This is a genomic window from Klebsiella sp. K-3 (genome assembly GCF_051207495.1).
GTDB classification, from domain to species: Bacteria; Pseudomonadota; Gammaproteobacteria; order Enterobacterales; family Enterobacteriaceae; genus Klebsiella; species Klebsiella aerogenes.
Map to the genome: position 1 here is coordinate 58,735 of NZ_JBPNXF010000008.1, position 16,318 is coordinate 75,052.

Annotated in this window: 20 protein-coding genes; 9 read left to right on the forward strand and 11 right to left on the reverse strand. The window is 56.0% G+C overall.

Annotated elements, in window-relative coordinates:
• The first annotated feature begins 3 nt into the window (after positions 1 to 3).
• The 4 genes from ACSEMK_RS14345 (at position 4) to mtgA (ending at position 4,984) form a co-directional block, all read left to right on the forward strand.
• Positions 4 to 930, forward strand: coding sequence for a TIGR01212 family radical SAM protein (locus ACSEMK_RS14345; protein WP_213316678.1), 927 nt, complete (start codon positions 4 to 6; stop codon positions 928 to 930).
• Positions 931 to 1,037: 107 nt separating this feature from the next.
• On the forward strand, positions 1,038 to 3,374 hold the full coding sequence (arcB, locus tag ACSEMK_RS14350; RefSeq protein ID WP_087859934.1) for an aerobic respiration two-component sensor histidine kinase ArcB: 2,337 nt from the start codon (positions 1,038 to 1,040) through the stop codon (positions 3,372 to 3,374).
• Positions 3,375 to 3,608: 234 nt separating this feature from the next.
• Positions 3,609 to 4,262: an isoprenoid biosynthesis glyoxalase ElbB gene (gene elbB, locus ACSEMK_RS14355; protein ID WP_213316676.1), complete on the forward strand. Its 654-nt coding sequence runs from the start codon at positions 3,609 to 3,611 to the stop codon at positions 4,260 to 4,262.
• Positions 4,259 to 4,984, forward strand: coding sequence for a monofunctional biosynthetic peptidoglycan transglycosylase (gene mtgA, locus ACSEMK_RS14360; RefSeq protein ID WP_015369490.1), 726 nt, complete (start codon positions 4,259 to 4,261; stop codon positions 4,982 to 4,984). Before elbB ends, mtgA begins: the two co-directional genes overlap by 4 nt.
• 22 nt (positions 4,985 to 5,006) lie before the next feature.
• Here mtgA and npr read toward each other — a convergent pair whose 3' ends face one another.
• From npr to ACSEMK_RS14415, 11 genes are read right to left on the reverse strand one after another with little or no spacing between them, the layout of a single operon-like run.
• Positions 5,007 to 5,279, reverse strand: a complete 273-nt coding sequence (npr, locus tag ACSEMK_RS14365) for a PTS phosphocarrier protein NPr (protein ID WP_002918431.1) — start codon at positions 5,277 to 5,279, stop codon at positions 5,007 to 5,009.
• Positions 5,276 to 6,130: an RNase adapter RapZ gene (gene rapZ, locus ACSEMK_RS14370; RefSeq protein WP_015369491.1), complete on the reverse strand. Its 855-nt coding sequence runs from the start codon at positions 6,128 to 6,130 to the stop codon at positions 5,276 to 5,278. Before rapZ ends, npr begins: the two co-directional genes overlap by 4 nt.
• 45 nt (positions 6,131 to 6,175) lie before the next feature.
• Positions 6,176 to 6,664 (reverse strand): PTS IIA-like nitrogen regulatory protein PtsN, encoded by a 489-nt coding sequence (gene ptsN, locus ACSEMK_RS14375; RefSeq protein ID WP_015369492.1) that lies wholly within the window; start codon positions 6,662 to 6,664, stop codon positions 6,176 to 6,178.
• 58 nt (positions 6,665 to 6,722) lie between these two features.
• Positions 6,723 to 7,010 (reverse strand): ribosome hibernation promoting factor, encoded by a 288-nt coding sequence (gene hpf, locus ACSEMK_RS14380; protein ID WP_004125711.1) that lies wholly within the window; start codon positions 7,008 to 7,010, stop codon positions 6,723 to 6,725.
• A gap of 22 nt (positions 7,011 to 7,032) precedes the next feature.
• The gene (gene rpoN, locus ACSEMK_RS14385) at positions 7,033 to 8,466 is read right to left on the reverse strand and encodes an RNA polymerase factor sigma-54 (RefSeq protein WP_047044697.1); all 1,434 of its coding nucleotides are present in this window, start codon (positions 8,464 to 8,466) and stop codon (positions 7,033 to 7,035) included.
• A 47-nt stretch (positions 8,467 to 8,513) separates the two neighbouring features.
• Positions 8,514 to 9,239, reverse strand: a complete 726-nt coding sequence (gene lptB, locus ACSEMK_RS14390) for an LPS export ABC transporter ATP-binding protein (RefSeq protein ID WP_004206203.1) — start codon at positions 9,237 to 9,239, stop codon at positions 8,514 to 8,516.
• A 6-nt stretch (positions 9,240 to 9,245) separates the two neighbouring features.
• A complete protein-coding gene (gene lptA / locus ACSEMK_RS14395) occupies positions 9,246 to 9,791 on the reverse strand; it encodes a lipopolysaccharide ABC transporter substrate-binding protein LptA (protein WP_015369494.1) in 546 nt (181 codons plus the stop codon).
• Entirely contained in the window at positions 9,760 to 10,335 is a 576-nt protein-coding gene (lptC, locus tag ACSEMK_RS14400) for an LPS export ABC transporter periplasmic protein LptC (protein WP_015369495.1), read from the reverse strand. The genes lptA and lptC overlap by 32 nt, the downstream gene beginning before the upstream one ends.
• The gene (kdsC, locus tag ACSEMK_RS14405; RefSeq protein ID WP_015369496.1) at positions 10,332 to 10,898 is read right to left on the reverse strand and encodes a 3-deoxy-manno-octulosonate-8-phosphatase KdsC; all 567 of its coding nucleotides are present in this window, start codon (positions 10,896 to 10,898) and stop codon (positions 10,332 to 10,334) included. Before kdsC ends, lptC begins: the two co-directional genes overlap by 4 nt.
• 14 nt (positions 10,899 to 10,912) lie before the next feature.
• Positions 10,913 to 11,899, reverse strand: coding sequence for an arabinose-5-phosphate isomerase KdsD (gene kdsD, locus ACSEMK_RS14410; protein ID WP_015369497.1), 987 nt, complete (start codon positions 11,897 to 11,899; stop codon positions 10,913 to 10,915).
• Between the two features lie 14 nt (positions 11,900 to 11,913).
• Positions 11,914 to 12,891 (reverse strand): calcium/sodium antiporter, encoded by a 978-nt coding sequence (locus tag ACSEMK_RS14415; RefSeq protein WP_113373138.1) that lies wholly within the window; start codon positions 12,889 to 12,891, stop codon positions 11,914 to 11,916.
• Positions 12,892 to 13,097: 206 nt separating this feature from the next.
• Here ACSEMK_RS14415 and mlaF point away from each other — a divergent pair, with 206 nt between their 5' ends.
• From mlaF to mlaB, 5 genes are read left to right on the forward strand one after another with little or no spacing between them, the layout of a single operon-like run.
• Positions 13,098 to 13,910, forward strand: coding sequence for a phospholipid ABC transporter ATP-binding protein MlaF (gene mlaF / locus ACSEMK_RS14420; RefSeq protein ID WP_015369499.1), 813 nt, complete (start codon positions 13,098 to 13,100; stop codon positions 13,908 to 13,910).
• Between the two features lie 7 nt (positions 13,911 to 13,917).
• Positions 13,918 to 14,700, forward strand: a complete 783-nt coding sequence (gene mlaE / locus ACSEMK_RS14425; RefSeq protein ID WP_015369500.1) for a lipid asymmetry maintenance ABC transporter permease subunit MlaE — start codon at positions 13,918 to 13,920, stop codon at positions 14,698 to 14,700.
• 4 nt (positions 14,701 to 14,704) lie between these two features.
• Positions 14,705 to 15,256 carry an outer membrane lipid asymmetry maintenance protein MlaD gene (gene mlaD / locus ACSEMK_RS14430; RefSeq protein WP_045378020.1) on the forward strand — a complete coding sequence of 184 codons (552 nt, stop codon included), beginning with the start codon at positions 14,705 to 14,707 and terminating at the stop codon, positions 15,254 to 15,256.
• Positions 15,257 to 15,274: 18 nt separating this feature from the next.
• Entirely contained in the window at positions 15,275 to 15,910 is a 636-nt protein-coding gene (mlaC, locus tag ACSEMK_RS14435) for a phospholipid-binding protein MlaC (RefSeq protein ID WP_015369502.1), read from the forward strand.
• Positions 15,910 to 16,200 carry a lipid asymmetry maintenance protein MlaB gene (gene mlaB, locus ACSEMK_RS14440; RefSeq protein ID WP_015369503.1) on the forward strand — a complete coding sequence of 97 codons (291 nt, stop codon included), beginning with the start codon at positions 15,910 to 15,912 and terminating at the stop codon, positions 16,198 to 16,200. Before mlaC ends, mlaB begins: the two co-directional genes overlap by 1 nt.
• Positions 16,201 to 16,318: the final 118 nt, after the last annotated feature.

The window sequence follows — 16,318 nt, forward strand, 5'->3', positions numbered from 1 at the left end:
ATTATGCAGTTACAAAAATTAGTCAACATGTTTGGTGGGGATCTTACGCGCCGCTACGGCGAAAAGGTACATAAACTGACGCTGCATGGTGGATTTAGCTGCCCGAATCGCGATGGCACAATCGGCCGCGGCGGCTGCACATTTTGTAATGTCGCCTCCTTCGCCGACGAGGCCCAGCAGTACCGTTCGATTGCCGATCAACTGGCGCACCAGGCGCAGTTGGTTAACCGAGCGAAACGCTACCTTGCTTATTTCCAGGCCTACACCAGCACCTTTGCCGAAGTACAGCTGCTGCGTTCAATGTATCAGCAGGCGGTGAGCCAGGCGAATATCGTTGGGCTGTGCGTCGGCACCCGTCCCGACTGCGTTCCCGATGCGGTGCTGGATCTGCTCAGCGAATATCGGGAGCAGGGCTATGAAATCTGGCTGGAGCTGGGATTGCAGACCGCGCATGATAAAACGCTGCATCGTATCAATCGCGGCCATGACTTTGCCTGCTACCAGCGCACCACCCGACTGGCGCGCGAGCGCGGATTAAAGGTCTGCGCGCATCTTATCGTCGGTCTGCCGGGCGAAACCCAGCAGCAGTGCCTGCAAACCTTGCAACGGGTAGTCGAAACCGGGGTCGATGGCATCAAGCTGCACCCGTTGCACATCGTGACCGGCAGCATCATGGCGAAAGCCTGGCAGGCGGGGCGCCTGAACGGTATTGCGCTGGATGATTATACAGTCACCGCCGGTGAGATGATTCGCCATACCCCGCCGGAGGTGATTTATCACCGTATCTCGGCCAGCGCCCGTCGCCCAACGCTGCTGGCGCCGCTGTGGTGCGAAAACCGCTGGACCGGTATGGTCGAGTTGGACAAATACCTTAATACCCATGGCGTTCAGGGGTCGGCATTGGGGACGCCGTGGGTCCTGCCCGCCTGATGTTCCACTTCCTTAACGGCTGATTACCGCCGCATTTTTTGCACAACTTACAGCGTAATGTTCAGAATTGGGTATTATTGTGCGGAGTTGGCGATAAGGAATCCCTCATGAAGCAAATTCGTATGCTGGCGCAGTACTATGTCGATCTGATGATGAAGTTAGGTCTGGTGCGCTTTTCAATGCTGTTGGCTCTGGCGCTGGTGGTGCTGGCTATCGTGGTGCAGATGGCCGTCACGATGGTGCTGCATGGGCAGGTTGAGAGTATCGATGTTATCCGCTCTATATTCTTCGGGCTGCTGATTACCCCCTGGGCGGTCTATTTTCTGTCGGTGGTGGTCGAACAACTGGAAGAGTCGCGCCAGCGACTCTCGCGGCTGGTGGAAAAGCTGGAAGAGATGCGCGAGCGCGATCTTAAGCTTAACGTGCAGCTCAAGGACAATATCGCCCAGTTGAATCAGGAAATTGGCGAACGTGAGAAAGCGGAAGCGGAACGTGAAACCACGCTGGAACAGCTGAAAATAGAGATGAAAGAGCGTGAAGAGACGCAGATTCAGCTGGAACAACAGTCCTCCTTCCTGCGCTCTTTCCTTGATGCCTCACCGGATCTGGTTTTCTATCGTAACGAAGATAAGGAGTTCTCCGGCTGTAACCGGGCGATGGAGCTGTTGACCGGAAAAAGCGAAAAGCAGTTGATTCACCTCAAGCCGCAGGATGTCTATAGCGAAGAAGCCGCGGTGAAAGTGCTGGAGACCGATGAGAAAGTCTTCCGCCATAATGTCTCGCTGACCTACGAACAATGGCTCGATTATCCCGATGGGCGTAAAGCCTGCTTTGAGATCCGCAAGGTCCCCTACTATGACCGCGTGGGCAAGCGCCGTGGCCTGATGGGCTTTGGCCGCGATATTACCGAGCGTAAGCGCTATCAGGACGCGCTGGAGCGCGCCAGCCGGGACAAGACCACCTTTATCTCAACCATCAGCCACGAGCTGCGTACGCCGCTCAACGGCATCGTTGGGCTCAGCCGCATCCTGCTGGATACTGAACTGACCAACGAGCAGGAAAAATATCTGAAAACTATCCATGTTTCAGCGGTGACGCTGGGGAATATCTTCAATGATATTATCGACATGGATAAAATGGAGCGGCGTAAAGTGCAGCTCGATAATCAGGAAGTGGACTTCACCAGCTTCCTTGCCGACCTGGAAAACCTCTCAGGCCTGCAGGCGCAGCAGAAAGGTTTACGCTTTGTGATGGAGCCAACCCAGCCGCTGCCGCATAAAGTGGTAACTGATGGTACGCGCCTGCGGCAGATCCTGTGGAACCTGATCAGCAATGCGGTGAAGTTTACCCAACAGGGCAATGTCACCGTGCGCGTCCGCTATGACGAAGGCGATATGCTGCACTTTGAAGTTGAGGACTCCGGTATCGGTATCCCACAGGCGGAGCAGGACAAAATTTTCGCCATGTATTATCAGGTGAAAGACAGCCACGGCGGTAAACCGGCAACCGGTACCGGGATTGGCCTGGCGGTGTCGCGCCGTCTGGCGCGTAATATGGGCGGCGATATCAGCGTGACCAGCCAGCCGGGGCAGGGGGCGACGTTTACCCTGACCGTACACGCGCAGGCGGTGGCTGATGAAGTCGAAGATACGCTGGCCGAAGACGATATGCCGCTGCCGGCGCTGAACGTGCTGCTGGTGGAAGATATCGAACTGAACGTGATTGTCGCCCGTTCGGTGCTGGAAAAATTGGGCAATAGCGTGGACGTGGCGATGACCGGTAAAGCCGCGCTGGAGATGTTCGAACCCGGCGAATACGACCTGGTGCTGCTGGACATTCAGCTACCGGACATGACCGGCCTCGATATCTCGCGACAGCTAAAACAACGCTATGCCGCCGATGAGCTGCCGCCGCTGGTGGCGCTGACCGCCAACGTCCTGAAGGACAAAAAAGAGTACCTTGATGCCGGCATGGACGATGTGCTGAGCAAGCCGCTGTCGGTACCGGCGTTAACCGCGATCATCAAGAAATTCTGGGATGCGCCGGAAGACGATGGCCATGAGCCGCCCGCGGTGGATGTGGCGAAATCGGCATCGGTACTGGATACCGACATGCTGGAACAATATATCGAGCTGGTGGGGCCGAAGCTGATTACCGACGGGCTGGCGGTGTTCGAGAAGATGATGCCGGGCTACATGTCCGTGCTGGAATCGAATCTCACCGCGCGCGACCAGAAAGGTATCGTCGATGAAGGCCATAAAATTAAGGGGGCGGCGGGGTCGATAGGCTTGCGCCATATCCAGCAATTAGGGCAGCAGATCCAAACGCCAGATTTACCCGCCTGGGAAGACAACGTAGGTGAGTGGGTGGAAGAGATGAAATCCGAGTGGCAAAACGATGTTGCGGTACTGAAGGCCTGGATTGCGGCGGCGGATAAAAAATGACCCCGGATAAACCGGGGTGCGCGAATACTGCGCCAACACCAGGGAACTGGTTGTTGAGCCAGGATTGTTCGAGTGATTTTTTTACACGGCGCAACCTGAGGATTTGGCTTGCTCGCTCATTAAGATAGCAAACCATAAATATTTTGTTACGTGAATCGGTAAAATATGTGAAGCATAGCGAGTAAATCAAAATTATTTACTTGTTTCATAGAGTTGCGCTAAGGGGTTAGCAAGATGAAGAAGATTGGCGTGGTACTAAGCGGCTGCGGCGTTTACGACGGCGCAGAAATTCATGAAGCGGTCATTACCCTGTTGGCCATTGCGCGTCGCGGCGCGCAGGCGGTTTGCTTTGCGCCGGATAAGGCGCAAAGCGACGTGATCAACCATCTGACCGGCGAAACGATGGCGGAAAGCCGCAACGTGCTGATTGAAGCGGCGCGCCTGGCGCGCGGCGCTATTCAGCCTTTGGCCAGCGCCCGCGCGGACGAGCTGGATGCGCTGATTGTGCCCGGCGGCTTTGGCGCGGCGAAAAACCTGAGTAATTTTGCCGCCCAGGGGAGTGAGTGCGCGGTTGACCGCGATTTGCAGACGCTAACGCTGGCGATGCACGAAGCGGGTAAGCCGCTGGGCTTTATGTGTATCGCGCCGGCGCTGTTGCCGAAGATTTTCCCGACGCCGCTGCGGATAACCATCGGTACCGATCCTGATACTGCCGAGGTGCTGGAAGAGATGGGCGCGGAGCACGTGCCGTGCCCGGTTGACGACATCGTGGTCGATGAAGACAACAAAGTGGTGACCACGCCTGCTTATATGCTGGCGCAGAATATCGCCGAGGCCGCCAGCGGTATTGAGAAACTGGTCGATCGCGTACTGGTTCTCGCTGAATGAGTAAGCGTGTTGCGCCGCTGGCGATGATTAAGCGCCTGCTGTTACGCCTGCTGCTGGTTTGTGTGGTGTTCTGGGGCGGCGGTATCGCCGTATTCAGCGTCCTGCCGGTGCCGTTCTCAGCGGTGATGCTGGAGCGCCAGGTTAGCGCCTGGTTCTCCGGTGATTTTCATTATGTCGCCCATTCTGACTGGGTTGGGATGGACGAGATTTCCCCCTGGATGGGGCTGGCGGTGATTGCCGCTGAAGACCAGAAATTCCCCGACCACTGGGGTTTTGACGTACCGGCTATAGAAAAAGCGCTGGCGCATAACGAGCGGAATGAAAATCGAATTCGCGGCGCGTCGACGCTCTCTCAGCAGACGGCGAAAAACCTGTTTTTATGGGATGGCCGTAGCTGGTTGCGCAAGGGTCTGGAAGTGGGGCTGACGGTCGGCATTGAAACGGTCTGGAGCAAGAAGCGCATTCTTACCGTGTACTTGAATATTGCCGAGTTTGGCGACGGTATTTTCGGCGTAGAAGCGGCGGCCCAGCGCTATTTTCATAAGCCGGCCAGCCGTTTGACCCCTGCAGAGGCCGCGCTGCTGGCGGCGGTATTACCGAACCCGATTCGTTTTCGCGCCGATGCGCCATCAGGCTATGTTCATAGCCGACAGGCGTGGATCCTGCGCCAGATGCGTCAGTTAGGCGGCGAAGGCTTTATGCAGGCCAATAAGCTGCATTAACCGCGATCCCGCCGGGAGATGATTAGTCTTCATCAAACCCGGCGTTGAACAGCGCAATCACCGCCGCCAGCGCTTCGACTTCCTGCGGGCCGCTGGCCTCAACCTCAATTTGGCGTCCTTTGGCGGAATCCAGCATCAGCAGGGCGATAACGCTGTTGGCTTCCGCTTCGGTGCCTTCGTCGTTGCGTAGCAACACTTCCGCATCGAAATTCTGCATCAGCTCGAAAAGCTTCATTGCCGGGCGCGCGTGCATGCCCAGCTTGTTGGTGATTTCAACGGTTTGCTTGACGGTCATGATTTACGTTTTTCCAGCGTCCGGTGACGAGATTGCACGTTCTTACCGCGCGAACGGAAGTAGTCAGCCAGCTGTTCGGCAATATAAACCGAGCGATGCTTACCGCCGGTACAACCAATGGCCACCGTCAGATAGCTGCGGTTATTGGTTTCCAGCATCGGCAACCATAGCTCCAGATAGCTACGCGTCTGGTAAATAAAGTTATGCACTTCCGTATGGCGATCGAGGAAGGCGGCAACCGGTTTATCGAGGCCGGTCATGGGGCGCAGCTTCGGATCCCAGTGCGGGTTTGGCAGGAAGCGGACGTCAAAGACGTAATCGGCATCGATAGGGATACCGTGCTTGAAGCCGAATGATTCAAAGACCATCGTCAATTCACGCTCGCGTTTACCTAACAGGCGGGTACGCAGCATCTCGGCCAGTTCATGCACCGACATTTCGGAAGTATCGACGATCAGATCCGCACGGGAGCGCAGCGGCTCAAGCAGATCGCTCTCTTCGTCGATCGCGCTTTCAAGCGACAGATTCTTGCTGGAGAGCGGATGTAAGCGACGAGTATCGCTGTAGCGGCGGATCAGGGTGTTGCGGTCGGCATCAAGGAACAGCAGCTGCGGGGAGAAGGATTCCGGCAGATTCTGCATCGCTTGTTCAAAGATTTCCGGTGATTCCGGCATATTACGCACGTCAATGCTGACGGCCGCGGAGATATCGCGGTCGGCCAGCGTTCGCGCCAGCTCAGGCAACAGCACTACCGGCAGGTTATCCACACAGTAGAAGCCCATATCTTCCAGCGCTCGCAGGGCGACGGATTTCCCCGAGCCAGAGCGGCCGCTGACGATCATCAGTACCATGTACCGTTTCTCCTCAGTACGATAAAGGTTAAGACGCGACTCACGTTAAGCGTCATCGCTGCTTCCTGCTTCGGTGATGATCTCATACAACTCTTCATCGCTCACCGCAGCGCGCAGGCGACGGCAGATGGTTTTGTCCGCCAGACGTTTGGCGACCAGCGAGAGCGTATGCAGATGGGTTTTGGTTTGATCGGCCGGCACCAGTAGCGCAAACAGCAGATCGACCGGCTGATTGTCGATCGCATCGAAGGCGATCGGCGTTTCCAGCTGCACAAAGACGCCAACGGCGCGCAGGGTATCCTCTTCAAGCTTGCCGTGAGGGATCGCAATGCCGTTGCCGATCCCGGTACTGCCCATTTTTTCACGGGTCAGGATCGCTTCAAAGACCACCTGCGGCGGTAAACCTAGCTGCTTCGCCGCCAGTTCGCTGATGATTTCCAGCGCGCGTTTCTTGCTCTGGCAGTGAACCTGGCTACGGGTACAATCCTGGTTAAGGACATTGCTCAGTTGTAGAGCGGAATCGTTGTTCATCATAATTTCACCTGAGCTGCCCTTATCCGCGGGCTGCGGATAAGGGCGATCGCCCGGACAATTAGTGTTGTTTCAGTTTATCTTTATGTTTTGTTAACTGTCTTGCCAGCTTATCGATAAGACCATCGATAGCGGCATACATATCCTGCCCTTCCGCACTGGCATGGATTTCGCCACCGTTGACATGCAAATTGGCGTCCGCGATTTGCGTCACCTTCTCTACTTTTAACACAATATAGACCTGGTTGATCCTATCGAAAAACTGCTCCAGTTTGCTGAACTTCGTGGTAACGAAGTCGCGCATAGCAGGAGTGATCTCGACGTTGTGTCCTGTAATGTTGAGCTGCATAGTGTCTTCCTTATCGGTTGTGTCAGACCAGTTGTTTGCGCTGGTTTGACGGCGGAATGGATAAAGACTCTCGGTACTTAGCAACAGTGCGTCGCGCCACCATAATACCCTGATCGGAGAGCATGGTGGTGAGCTTGCTGTCGCTCAACGGCTTCGCGGGGTTCTCCGCGGCGATTAACTTCTTCACCAGCGCGCGAATGGCGGTAGACGAGGCTTCGCCGCCGCCTTCGGTATTGACGTGGCTGGAAAAGAAATACTTCAACTCAAAAATACCGCGTGGACTGTGCAGATATTTTTGCGTGGTAACGCGTGAAATGGTTGATTCATGCATCTCGACGGCCTGGGCGATATCCGCCAGCACCATCGGTTTCATAAATTCTTCGCCCTGCTCAAAGAAGGCCTGCTGCTGTTCGACGATGCAGCGGCTGACGCGCAGCAGGGTATCGTTACGGCTCTCAAGGCTCTTAATCAGCCAGCGGGCTTCCTGCAGGTTGCTGCGGATAAATTGGCTGTCGGCGTCGTTGCGCGCATTATTGCCCATCGCCGCGTATTGCTGATTAATCTTCAGCCGCGGAATGCTATCGGAATTGAGCTCGACAACCCAGCGGCCGCTAACCTTGCGCACCAGCACATCCGGGATCACGTACTCCGGCTCGCTGGTTTGTATGGACTGCCCCGGGCGCGGATCCAGCGACTGGATCAGGCAAACCGCCTCTTTCAGAACGTCTTCTTTCAAGCGGGTGACGCGCATCAGGCTGCGGAAATCGTGGTTGGCCAGGAGATCAAGATGCTCGCTGATGATCAACCGCGCCTCTTCCAGCCACGGCGTCTCTTTGGCAAATTGTGAAAGCTGGATCAGCAGGCAGTCACGGAGATCCCTGGCGGCGACGCCGACCGGATCGAAACGCTGCACGCGTTTGAGTACCGCTTCCACTTCCTCAATGCCAATTTCATCATCTTCGATACTATCGACAATGTCCTGAATGGGAATAGTAAGGTAGCCGGTATCGTCAACGGCATCGACGATGGAGGTGGCAATCGCGCGGTCGGTATCGGTGAAAGGCGTGAGCTCAACCTGCCACATCAGATAATCCTGCAGGCTCTGGGTGGTTTCACCCTGATAGATCGGCAGTTCATCGTCCTGGTAGTCGACGCCATTACCCGACGGCGTGCCGGCGGTGTAGATTTCATCCCAGCTGGCGTCCAGCGGGAGCTCATCCGGCATCTCTTTTTGTTCGAGCGCGTCGACGGTATCCAGGGACTCGCGGTCCTCGGCTTCTGTGGTTTCAACCTCTTCGTGAAGATCGGTTTGCTCAAGCAATGGGTTACTCTCCAGCGCCTGCTGGAGTTCTTGCTGGAGTTCTAACGTAGACAGCTGCAACAAGCGGATGGCCTGCTGCAGTTGGGGCGTCATGGCAAGCTGTTGGCTTAGCCTTAATTGCAAACCTTGCTTCATGTTCAGGGTCAATATCTCCGGCTAAAACGTCTATAACCTCTACCCTATCAGAGTCTGAAGTCTTCCCCAAGGTACACGCGTTTAACCTGCTCGTCTTCAAGGATTTGCTGCGGGGTGCCGTGGGCGATGAGGTGGCCCTGGCTTACGATATAAGCTCGTTCACAAACCGCCAGCGTCTCCCTGACGTTATGGTCAGTAATGAGTACGCCCAGCCCGCTGTCGCGCAGGTGTTCGATGATGCGTTTAATATCGATAACGGAGATAGGGTCAACCCCGGCGAACGGTTCATCCAGCAGGATGAATTTCGGGTTCGCCGCCAGCGCGCGGGCGATTTCGACGCGGCGGCGTTCACCGCCGGAGAGCGCCTGACCCAGGCTATCGCGCAGGTGTTCGATGTGGAACTCTTCCATCAGCTCTTTAGCGCGATCTTCACGCTGCTCGCTGCTGAGATCGTCGCGGATTTGTAGCACCGCCATCAGGTTATCGTAGACGCTCAGGCGGCGGAAAATAGAGGCTTCCTGCGGCAGGTAACCGATGCCGCGGCGCGCGCGGGCATGTAGCGGCAGCAGGCTGATATCTTCATCGTCAATGATAATGTTGCCGGCATCGCGCGGCACGATGCCCACTACCATATAAAAGGTGGTGGTCTTACCGGCGCCGTTCGGGCCCAGCAGGCCGACTATCTCACCGGAGTTGACGGTCAGGCTGACGTCTTCCACCACGCGGCGGCCTTTGTAGGCTTTGGCGAGGTTTTTTGCAGTTAATGTTGCCATAACGGATTACTTACCTTTTTTCTGCTGATCGCCGCTTTTGTCCTGCAACTGCGAAGGCACCAGCACCGTAGTCACGCGACCGCCTTTGTTGCTGAAGGCCTGCATTTTCTGCTCTTTCACCAGATAGGTGATTTTGTCGCCCTGAATATTGCTATCCAGCTGTTCCAGATGCGCGTTGCCGGTCAGCACCACGAAATCGTTCTGCAGTTCATAATGCATTTTCGACGCGCGGCCTTTCACCGGCTTACCGTTGTCCTGCATCTGATAGAAGGTGGCCGGATTGCCGAAACCGTCGATCACTTCTTTGCCTTTTTCACCGCCAGGGCGGGTAACAACGACTTTGTCGGCATTGATCTTAATGGTCCCCTGGGTGACGACCACGTTGCCGGTGAAGGTCACGACGTTGCCCTGCATATCCAGCGACTGCTGATCGGATTCGATGTGAATCGGCTGATCGGTATCGCCGGTTTTTGCCAGAGCCGGCAGGCTGGCGGCCAGAAGCGCGCTTGCGAGCGCAATGTTAAGGCTGAGTTTGTTTGTTCTGAATTTCATAAGAGGTTCTAACCTTTTCAATCAGCTCGGCATTTTTGCTGCGTAGGTTCCCGCGCATTTTCAGGCCGCTGGAATTAAATGTTGTTCCGTATAACGTCACCATATCGTCAGAGGTTACATCCTGGGTCACCAGGTTTACCTGCGCGTTATCGGTGGTAATTTTGCGCAGTTGAGAGTCGGGACTCAACGCGTCGACCTCAACGTGGCCGTAAAGATACAGCATACGGTCGTTGGTTAACTTGGCTTTATCCGCTCTGATTGACCAGGTCGGAACCTTATTGGTATCAAAGGTGGTCATCACCGGGTTGGTGAACCACGATACTTCTTGTTCGGAAAAGTATTCGACATGCTCGGCTATCAGACGATAGCTCAGCGCGCCTTCCGGGCTGTACACCACGGTATCGGTATGCTCGCTTTTATACGTCGGATCGTTAGGATTGACCGCGACGGTCGCGGTGTCGTCCGTACTCGCCAGGTTCAGGCCGATCAGGATCAACGCGACCAGCGATAGTAAGATGATAACCCAACGTCTGGTTTTACTCATATTGATTGCCCTTTGGCCTCATCAAGCTTGCCCTGCGCCAATAGTAACAAATCGCAGACTTCGCGTACCGCGCCGCGTCCGCCGTTAATTCGCGTGACGTAATTCGCCCGTGGCAGCAGCAGCGGATGCGCATCGGCGACGGCGACGCTTAAACCGACTTCCGCCATTACCGGCCAGTCGATCAGATCGTCGCCAATATAAGCGACTTCATCCGGGCGAACCGCCAGTTTGCTTAATAATTCACGAAACGCCAACAGCTTATCGGACTGACCTTGATACAGATGCGTAATGCCCAGCGTCTGGCAGCGGTCTTCTACCAGTTTAGCTTTTCGCCCGGTAATAATCGCGACTTCAATACCGGAAGTCAGCGCACAGCGGATCCCGTAGCCATCGCGGACGTTAAACGCTTTCAGCTCTTCGCCGTTGTTGCCCATATAGATAAGGCCGTCGGAAAGCACGCCGTCGACGTCGAGGATCAGTAAACGGATCTTCGCCGCCCGGTCGATAAATTCCTGGCTTACCGGCCCGTAGCAGGTGTCGACCTGGGCATCAGCATTATTCATTATTTTATCCTTACTTACACTACGCCAGCGCGCAGCAGATCGTGCATATGTACCACACCTAGCAGTCGGTCGCCATCGGCAACCAGCACGCAGGTGATATGGCGGGACTGCATCAGGTTGAGCGCATCTACCGCCAGCATGCCCGGACGAATGCGGATCCCGCCTGGAGTCATGACTTCAGCGATGCTGGCGTTGCGCATATCGACGCCGGTATCGAAGACGCGGCGCAGATCGCCGTCGGTGAAGATGCCGATGATATTCATCTCGTCATCGCAGATGGCCGTCATGCCCAGATTTTTGCGGGTGATTTCCAGCAGCGCGTCGCGCAGGGTAGCCTGCAGGCCGACGTGGGGGATCTCGTCGCCGGTATGCATAATATCATTGACCCGCAGCAGCAGCTTACGACCGAGTGCGCCGCCGGGGTGCGACAGGGCGAAATCTTCGGCGGTAAAACCGCGCGCTTCGAGCAGCGCCACGGCGAGGGCGTCGCCCATCACCAGCGCGGCGGTGGTGCTGGAGGTCGGCGCCAGACCTAGCGGACAGGCTTCTTTCGGCACTTTCACGCACAGATGAATATCGGCGGCGCGCGCCATGCTGCTATCCGGACGGCTGGTGACGCAGATAAGCGGCACCTGCTGGCGTTTAAGCACCGGAATCAACGCCAGGATTTCATTGGATTCACCGGAGTTAGATAACGCGATGACCACATCCTGCGGCGTCACCATCCCCAGATCGCCGTGCGCGGCTTCACCGGGGTGGACAAAAAAAGCCGAGGTACCGGTACTGGCGAAGGTCGCCGCCATTTTGCGCCCGATATGACCGGATTTGCCCATACCCATCACGACGACCTTACCGCCGCAGCGGAAAATCGTCTCACAGGCGCGGGTGAAATCTTCATTAATATACTGATCGAGCTGGGCCAGACCTTCACGTTCAATTTCCAGAACCTGACGTCCTGCCTGTTGAAAGTCAAAATCCGTTGGCAAATCTATTTGCGACATGATGTTATCCCAATTCATTCAACGAAGTACGGCGCTGAACAAAACAGCAGCGCCAACCAAACCATAAAGCCGCCGACCAGCAAGGCGCCCGCTACGCGACCCGGCTGCCGTTTACGCCGCCAGCACAGCAGCGCGAAGATCGCGCTCACCAGCAGCATCACGCTGTAGTCGCGCGTAAAAGCTTCGGCAGGGAAGGCGCCAGGGGCGATTAACGCCGGCAGCCCGAGCACCAGCACGAGGTTAAGAATATTGGCGCCAATGATATTCCCGATGGCGATATCGTCTTCCCCTTTTCGTGCGCCGGCGATGGCGGTGGCCAGTTCCGGCAGGCTGGTGCCGATAGCAATAACCGTTAAGCCGACCGTCAGTTCGCTAATGGCGAAATAGTTCGCCAGCACCGTGGCGTTATCCACCACCATGCGGGTGGCCATCGGCATGACGATCATCGCCACCCCGAGCCACAGCAGGGCGACGGGCAGCGAACCGCCGCGCGGCAGCTCCGCCAGCTGTTCCCGCGTCAGGCTATCGCTGCCCTGACGTTCCGCCAGGCGCGCTATTTTTAGAGTGAATACCAGCCATAGTATGGCCAGCGCCAGTAAAAACAGACCATCCAGACGCGACAGCTGGCCATCGTAGAGCACAAATCCCGCCAGTAAACTAACCAGCAACATTAACGGCAATTCGCGGCGCAGGATATCAGAATGCACGGTAAATGGATGGAGCAGGGCGGCAAGACCGAGAATTAATAGAATATTCGTAATATTGGATCCCAACGCCGTACCGATCGCCAGATCGGTTTGCCCGTGAAGGGAGGCCGCGGTGGAAACGATGATCTCCGGCAGGCTGGTACCGATGCTCACGACAGTCATGCCGATGATGAGCGGCGGGATCCCCATCATGCGACACAGTATTGAAGCGGCGTATACCAGACGATCGGCGCTGTAAACTACCAGCAGTAAACCAATTATTAACAGAGCCGTTGCTAAGAGCATCTAAAGTCCTTTCTTCAGGTATAATCGTCGCCTCGCTGGCCGTCCGTACGCAGCGTAACGAATTCTTAATTTTGACTTTATGTGTGGCAAAAGTAAAACAAATGCCAGCTTTCGCTAACCCGGGCAGGTAAGATTCTGTAAAAATGTTGGGTTTGTGGTGAAAGAAAGCGCCATGCTTAGCCCGAAGGTTTAGTAAGGATGATTTTATGAGCCAAACTCTGGCGAATTTAGTCGAGGTTCGCGGTATTCGTTTCTCTCGGGGCGACCGCGTCATTTTCGATGATATCTCGCTATCGGTGCCTCGCGGCAAGATTACCGCCATTATGGGGCCATCGGGGATCGGCAAGACGACCCTGCTGCGTTTGATAGGCGGCCAGATCCCGCCGGACAGCGGCGAGATCCTGTTTGACGGCGAAAACGTGCCGCAAATGACGCGCTCGCGGCTGTATACCGTGCGTAAACGCATGAGCATGCTGTTTCAGTCCGGCGCGCTATTCACCGATATGAACGTGTTTGATAACGTAGCTTACCCGCTGCGCGAACATACGCAGTTGCCGGATGCGCTGCTGCATACCACCGTCATGATGAAGCTGGAAGCGGTTGGGTTACGCGGCGCGGCGAAACTGATGCCTTCGGAGCTCTCCGGCGGGATGGCGCGGCGCGCGGCGCTGGCGCGGGCGATTGCCCTTGAGCCGGATCTGATCATGTTTGACGAACCCTTCGTCGGACAAGATCCCATCACCATGGGCGTATTGGTTAAACTTATCTCAGAGCTGAATAGTACCCTGGGAGTGACCTGCATTGTGGTATCGCACGACGTGCCGGAAGTGCTGAGCATTGCGGATTACGCCTACATTGTGGCGGATAAGAAAATCGTTGCCCACGGCAGCGCGCAATCGCTGCGTGAAAATAGCGATCCGCGCGTGCGCCAGTTCATTGATGGCATCGCTGACGGCCCGGTGCCGTTCCGCTATCCTGCGGGCGATTACCACCATGATTTATTAGGCAAAGGGAGTTAAACGACTCATGCTATTTAATGCGCTGGCAGCGCTCGGACACCGCGGCATCAAAACCACCGCGACCTTCGGGCGCGCCGGATTAATGCTATTTAATGCCGTGGTGGGCAAGCCGGAATTTCGCAAGCATGCGCCGCTGCTGGTACGCCAGCTGTATAACGTCGGCGTGCTATCGATGCTGATTATTATCGTCTCGGGGCTGTTCATCGGTATGGTACTGGGGCTGCAGGGCTATCTGGTATTAACGACCTATAGCGCAGAGACCAGTCTGGGTATGCTGGTGGCGCTGTCGCTGCTGCGCGAGCTGGGGCCGGTGGTGGCCGCGCTGCTGTTCGCCGGACGAGCCGGTTCGGCGTTAACCGCTGAGATTGGCCTGATGCGGGCGACCGAGCAGCTCTCCAGCATGGAAATGATGGCGGTAGATCCGCTGCGCCGGGTGATTTCGCCGCGCTTCTGGGCCGGAGTCATCTCGCTACCGCTGTTGACGATCATTTTCGTCGCCGTGGGCGTCTGGGGCGGTTCGCTGGTTGGCGTCAGCTGGAAAGGCATCGACGCGGGGTTCTTCTGGACCGCGATGCAAAACGCCGTCGACTGGCGAATGGATCTGGTTAACTGCCTGATTAAAAGTCTGGTTTTTGCCGTTACGGTAACCTGGATTGCGTTATTCAATGGTTATGACGCTATCCCCACTTCCGCTGGGATTAGCCGGGCAACGACGCGCACCGTGGTGCATTCGTCGCTGGCGGTTCTGGGGCTGGATTTTGTGCTGACTGCGCTGATGTTTGGGAATTAAGTTCATGCAAACGAAAAAAAATGAGATCTGGGTAGGTGTGTTCTTACTGGCAGCGCTGCTGGCGGCGCTGTTTGTCTGTCTGAAGGCGGCGAACGTGACCTCGTTGCGTACCGAACCGACTTACCGTCTTTATGCGACCTTCGATAACATCGGCGGCCTGAAAGCGCGTTCACCGGTGCGTATCGGCGGTGTGGTGGTCGGTCGCGTTGCCGATATTACCCTCGATCCGAAAACCTATCTGCCGCGTGTTGCCATCGATATCGACGAAAGCTACAACCACATTCCGGATACCAGTTCGCTGGCGATTCGTACTTCCGGCCTGCTCGGGGAGCAGTACCTGGCGCTGAACGTCGGTTTCGAAGATCCGGAACTGGGCACCGCTATTCTTAAAGACGGCGGTACGATTCAGGACACCAAGTCCGCGATGGTACTGGAAGATCTGATAGGCCAGTTCCTTTATAACAGCAAGGGCGGCGATAATCAGAATTCTGACAATGATAAGGCGGCGGCTGAGGGTCATACTGACGCTACGCCGCAGGCCGGCATGACGCATTAATTTCAGGAGAGACAAGATATGTTTAAACGCTTACTCATGGTCGCCATGCTGGTGATTGCTCCACTGACCGCCGCGCATGCCGCGGATCAAACTAACCCGTATAAGCTGATGGACGAGGCGGCGCAGAAGACCTTCGATCGTCTGAAGAACGAACAGCCGAAGATCAAAGCGAACCCGAACTATCTGCGTGATATCGTCGATCAGGAACTGCTGCCTTACGTGCAGGTGAAATACGCCGGCGCGCTGGTGCTGGGCCGTTACTACAAAGAGGCTACGCCTGCACAGCGTGAAGCCTACTTCGCCGCCTTCCGCGAGTATCTGAAACAGGCTTACGGTCAGGCGCTGGCGATGTATCACGGCCAGACATACCAAATTGCGCCTGAGCAGCCGCTGGGCAGCGCAACCATCGTTCCGATTCGCGTCACTATCCTCGATCCGAACGGCCGTCCTCCGGTACGTCTGGACTTCCAGTGGCGTAAGAATACCCAAACCGGCAACTGGCAGGCTTATGACATGATCGCCGAAGGCGTCAGCATGATCACCACCAAACAAAACGAGTGGAGCGACCTGCTGCGTACGAAAGGCGTTGATGGTCTGACCGCGCAGCTGAAAGCTATTTCAGCCCAGCCGATCACTCTGGATCAGAAAAAATAATGAGTGAACAACTGAGCTGGAACCGCGACGGTGAACGCCTGGCGTTGCGCGGCGAACTGGATCAGGAATTTATACTGCCGCTATGGAATGCCCGCGCGCAGGCGACCGACGGCGTATCCACTATCGACCTCAGCGACGTTTCACGGGTCGATAGCGCCGGGGTGGCGTTACTGGTTCATTTTGTCGCGCTGGTACGTCGGCAGGGCAAAACGGCGCAAGTGGTGGGGAAAAGCGAAAACCTGCAAACGCTGGTCAGTCTTTACAACCTTCCGGCGGACATGATCCCGTAATTTTTTCAGTGAGTTAATGCTGAAGCTATTCTGAAAGCCCCATCAATCTGTTCGATGGGGCTTTTTGCTTGTTTAAGACAGCGCCACTTTCCTCTAAGATGTTGGGCTGTTTTCACTC

What these genes read in the sequence shown, in the direction of transcription:
- ACSEMK_RS14345 (WP_213316678.1), top strand. Translation starts at nt 4, where the DNA reads ATGCAGTTACAAAAATTAGTCAACATGTTTGGTGGGGATCTTACGCGC.
- arcB (WP_087859934.1), top strand. Translation starts at nt 1,038, where the DNA reads ATGAAGCAAATTCGTATGCTGGCGCAGTACTATGTCGATCTGATGATG.
- elbB (WP_213316676.1), top strand. Translation starts at nt 3,609, where the DNA reads ATGAAGAAGATTGGCGTGGTACTAAGCGGCTGCGGCGTTTACGACGGC.
- mtgA (WP_015369490.1), top strand. Translation starts at nt 4,259, where the DNA reads ATGAGTAAGCGTGTTGCGCCGCTGGCGATGATTAAGCGCCTGCTGTTA.
- npr (WP_002918431.1), bottom strand. Translation starts at nt 5,279, where the DNA reads ATGACCGTCAAGCAAACCGTTGAAATCACCAACAAGCTGGGCATGCAC.
- rapZ (WP_015369491.1), bottom strand. Translation starts at nt 6,130, where the DNA reads ATGGTACTGATGATCGTCAGCGGCCGCTCTGGCTCGGGGAAATCCGTC.
- ptsN (WP_015369492.1), bottom strand. Translation starts at nt 6,664, where the DNA reads ATGATGAACAACGATTCCGCTCTACAACTGAGCAATGTCCTTAACCAG.
- hpf (WP_004125711.1), bottom strand. Translation starts at nt 7,010, where the DNA reads ATGCAGCTCAACATTACAGGACACAACGTCGAGATCACTCCTGCTATG.
- rpoN (WP_047044697.1), bottom strand. Translation starts at nt 8,466, where the DNA reads ATGAAGCAAGGTTTGCAATTAAGGCTAAGCCAACAGCTTGCCATGACG.
- lptB (WP_004206203.1), bottom strand. Translation starts at nt 9,239, where the DNA reads ATGGCAACATTAACTGCAAAAAACCTCGCCAAAGCCTACAAAGGCCGC.
- lptA (WP_015369494.1), bottom strand. Translation starts at nt 9,791, where the DNA reads ATGAAATTCAGAACAAACAAACTCAGCCTTAACATTGCGCTCGCAAGC.
- lptC (WP_015369495.1), bottom strand. Translation starts at nt 10,335, where the DNA reads ATGAGTAAAACCAGACGTTGGGTTATCATCTTACTATCGCTGGTCGCG.
- kdsC (WP_015369496.1), bottom strand. Translation starts at nt 10,898, where the DNA reads ATGAATAATGCTGATGCCCAGGTCGACACCTGCTACGGGCCGGTAAGC.
- kdsD (WP_015369497.1), bottom strand. Translation starts at nt 11,899, where the DNA reads ATGTCGCAAATAGATTTGCCAACGGATTTTGACTTTCAACAGGCAGGA.
- ACSEMK_RS14415 (WP_113373138.1), bottom strand. Translation starts at nt 12,891, where the DNA reads ATGCTCTTAGCAACGGCTCTGTTAATAATTGGTTTACTGCTGGTAGTT.
- mlaF (WP_015369499.1), top strand. Translation starts at nt 13,098, where the DNA reads ATGAGCCAAACTCTGGCGAATTTAGTCGAGGTTCGCGGTATTCGTTTC.
- mlaE (WP_015369500.1), top strand. Translation starts at nt 13,918, where the DNA reads ATGCTATTTAATGCGCTGGCAGCGCTCGGACACCGCGGCATCAAAACC.
- mlaD (WP_045378020.1), top strand. Translation starts at nt 14,705, where the DNA reads ATGCAAACGAAAAAAAATGAGATCTGGGTAGGTGTGTTCTTACTGGCA.
- mlaC (WP_015369502.1), top strand. Translation starts at nt 15,275, where the DNA reads ATGTTTAAACGCTTACTCATGGTCGCCATGCTGGTGATTGCTCCACTG.
- mlaB (WP_015369503.1), top strand. Translation starts at nt 15,910, where the DNA reads ATGAGTGAACAACTGAGCTGGAACCGCGACGGTGAACGCCTGGCGTTG.